A 2,912-nucleotide genomic window follows, 5' to 3' on the forward strand; every position below is an offset into this window, starting at 1 on the left:
CTACTAAATTTTACAATTTACAAGCCTTGATGTAAGGGCAGAGAGTCTTTTTCTTCTTCCATCTAATCTCATACTCCATACTGCTCTGGGTAGTTGTCCCGCCGGAGCAGTTAATGTAAATGATAGAAATTCATAAGGCTTCCAATTATTTTTAATCCGCCATCCTAGAGACTCACCGAAATATTTCCAGGTTTCCAAATTTAAGTCAGGTTTTCCCCCAACGCTATCCCATATTTGCTTTTGAATACTAAAACCAAAGCGCCCATTACTGTATTTTACCCACAAGCGATCAATAGTTAAGAGGTCTTGACAGGGAAACTTTTCGATATCTTCTACTTTGAGATAACCTTCTTTTTCTCGATGAGATATTTTAAGCATAAGCTTCCAAGTTTCTTGATCGGCTTCTCGCCATTTACCAGATGCTAGTAACTTTTGCAAAATTGTATAATCTATCCCTACTGATGAATTCAGATTTTCATAATTAAGAGCTTGTATAACCTCATCAGCAGATTGATAGCGTTCCTTCACATAATCCTGAATTAACTTATCTAAAACTTGCCCAAAGTCAGGAGTAATACTTTTACCTTGTGGTAAGTATTTTCTCTATATCCAGCAACCCCTGAGCGCATCATAAAGTTCATCAGAACCATCTGCCTTTGGTAAACATTGGGTTAATAAGCGAATACAAGTTACACCTAAGCTATAAAGGTCACTTGCAGGGAAAACTTGACCACGCATTTGCTCTAATGGTGTATATCCAGGCGTTCCTACTGTTGTGCCAACACCTACAAAAGTTTTTGTAATTTGTTTAGAAACACCAAAATCAATTAATATTAACTTGCCATCTAAGCGGCGCATGATATTTTCTGGCTTGATATCTCGGTGAATTACACCGCGTTCATGGATAAACTTCAGGATAGGCAATAAATCAGTTAAAAGCTGTTTTATCTTTTCTTCGCTAAAGGCTCCCTGCTGCTGTAATTCTTGTAATAAATTCTGTCCTTCAATCAATTCTTGTACCAAATAAAGCCGCTTATCCTGTTCAAAATAAGCAATCAAACGGGGAATTTGCGGATGTTCTCCCAAATCATACAAACGCTTCGCCTCTTGCTTAAATAATTCCGTTGCTTTCTCAAGTGCAGCCGTTCCTTCAACTTGAGGGACAAATTGCTTAATTACGCAAGGTTCGTCTATTTTATCTGCATCCCTAGCTTCGTAAGTTCTGCTAAATCCACCCTCGCCCAAAAGTCGTATTACTCGGAAACGGTTTCTAAATAATGGTGTGAGTGTTTGTCCACACTTAATGCAAAACTTATTGTCATCAGGGTTAAAGGGATTTGAACAACTGGAATTAGAACAGTAAAGCATATTTGGGAATATATCGGCAGATAGTGTCTATGTTCAGTTTTCCCAATTTATGCTTAGTAGGTTTCACGAGTCTTTATATTTTTGAGCGGATTTACTTCTAGTGGCGGCTACAGTCTCAAGTTACTTTTGCTAGCGTAGCGATATAAGGTTTATCGCTCCTCAGTAATCTACTGGAAGCAAAAGGATTAATATGGCTCATTTGAATCAGCGTCGTCCCCAAAATGTCAACGGCGATTTTTATGTAGATAGTACCTGTATTGATTGTGATACCTGTCGCTGGATGGCTCCTGAAGTATTTTATGATGTTGACGATCAATCGGCTGTTTATCATCAACCAACCAATGAAACAGAAAGATTAGCCGCACTGCAAGCACTTTTAGCTTGTCCTACCAGTTCAATTGGCACAGTTGAAAAGCCAAAAGATATCAAAGATGTTCAACAAACTTTTCCAATATTAGTAACAGAAAATATTTACCACTGCGGCTATCATTCTGAAAAATCTTACGGTGCTGCTAGCTATTTAATTCAACTTTCAGAAGGTAACATTTTGGTGGATTCTCCCCGGTTTACGCCGCCTTTAGTCAAGCGTTTAGAAGAACTGGGGCCAATTCGTTATATGTATCTAACTCATAAGGATGATGTGGCAGATCATCAAAAATTTGCCGAGCATTTTCAGTGCGATCGCATCCTCCATGCTGATGATATTACCGCCGATACTCGCAATGTAGAAATACAGCTAACTGGTTCAGAAGCATTTACTTTGACTCCTGATTTATTAATTATCCCAGTTCCCGGTCACACCAAAGGACAAACTGTTTTACTCTACAAAAATAAGTTTCTGTTTACTGGCGACCATCTCGCTTGGTCAGAAAGATTGCACCAACTGACTGCATTCCACGGTGCCTGCTGGTATTCTTGGTCAGAACAGATTAAATCAATGCGTAACTTGGCTAATTACTCTTTTGAGTGGGTGCTACCAGGTCATGGGCGAAGGTTTCATGCTGATAAGGAAACCATGCACCAGCAGATGCACAAGTGTATTCAGTTGATGGAATCTTTGAATTGACCAAATAATTCAAAATTATTCGGTTATATATCAAAACTTAAGAAAAACCTAACCCCCTAACCCCTTTCCCGATGCCGGAAGGAGGAAAATTTAAAGTCTCTCTCCTTTAAGGCTACGGTGTACACACAAGGGCTTTCGTTCGGAACACGAGGGCTTTCGTTCAGAACACGAGGGCTTTCGTTCAGAACACGAGGACTTTCGTTCAGAACACAAGTTTTTTTGAGCTTTTGAGGGAATAAAACAGCTTTGTTTTTCAAGAGGGGTTGTGGGGATTAAAAGTCTGTGGAGCCACTCCACTCTAAAAGACTTGTGTGTACACGGTAGCTTTTAAGGAGAAAGATTTAGAGAGAGGTCAAACTTTATTGCATACAAACTAGAAGCGCTATAACCTGGGTTTTAGCACCCTTTTAACCAAGCACGGATTATGAAAAAGCTGATCAACAAGCCGGAAGACTTTGTGCGGGAAAGTCTAGAAGGT

3 protein-coding genes are annotated in these 2,912 nt (G+C 39.5%); 1 reads left to right on the forward strand and 2 read right to left on the reverse strand.

Going from position 1 to position 2,912, the window contains the following annotated elements:
- Positions 1 to 3 precede the first annotated feature (3 nt).
- Both IQ229_RS24325 and IQ229_RS24330 read right to left on the reverse strand, forming a co-directional pair.
- Positions 4 to 528, reverse strand: a complete 525-nt coding sequence (locus IQ229_RS24325; RefSeq protein ID WP_322744044.1) for a GUN4 domain-containing protein — start codon at positions 526 to 528, stop codon at positions 4 to 6.
- Positions 529 to 603: 75 nt separating this feature from the next.
- Positions 604 to 1,368: a serine/threonine-protein kinase gene (locus IQ229_RS24330; protein WP_322744045.1), complete on the reverse strand. Its 765-nt coding sequence runs from the start codon at positions 1,366 to 1,368 to the stop codon at positions 604 to 606.
- Positions 1,369 to 1,558: 190 nt separating this feature from the next.
- Between IQ229_RS24330 and IQ229_RS21910 the strand changes: the two genes are divergently transcribed.
- The gene (locus IQ229_RS21910; RefSeq protein ID WP_194047353.1) at positions 1,559 to 2,434 is read left to right on the forward strand and encodes an MBL fold metallo-hydrolase; all 876 of its coding nucleotides are present in this window, start codon (positions 1,559 to 1,561) and stop codon (positions 2,432 to 2,434) included.
- Positions 2,435 to 2,912 lie beyond the last annotated feature (478 nt).

It is taken from the genome of Nostoc cf. edaphicum LEGE 07299 (genome assembly GCF_015207245.1).
Taxonomy (GTDB): Bacteria; Cyanobacteriota; Cyanobacteriia; order Cyanobacteriales; family Nostocaceae; genus Nostoc; species Nostoc edaphicum_B.

Excerpts from the sequence above, each read along its gene's own strand:
- IQ229_RS24330 (WP_322744045.1), bottom strand. The coding sequence starts at position 1,368 with ATGCTTTACTGTTCTAATTCCAGTTGTTCAAATCCCTTTAACCCTGAT.
- IQ229_RS21910 (WP_194047353.1), top strand. The coding sequence starts at position 1,559 with ATGGCTCATTTGAATCAGCGTCGTCCCCAAAATGTCAACGGCGATTTT.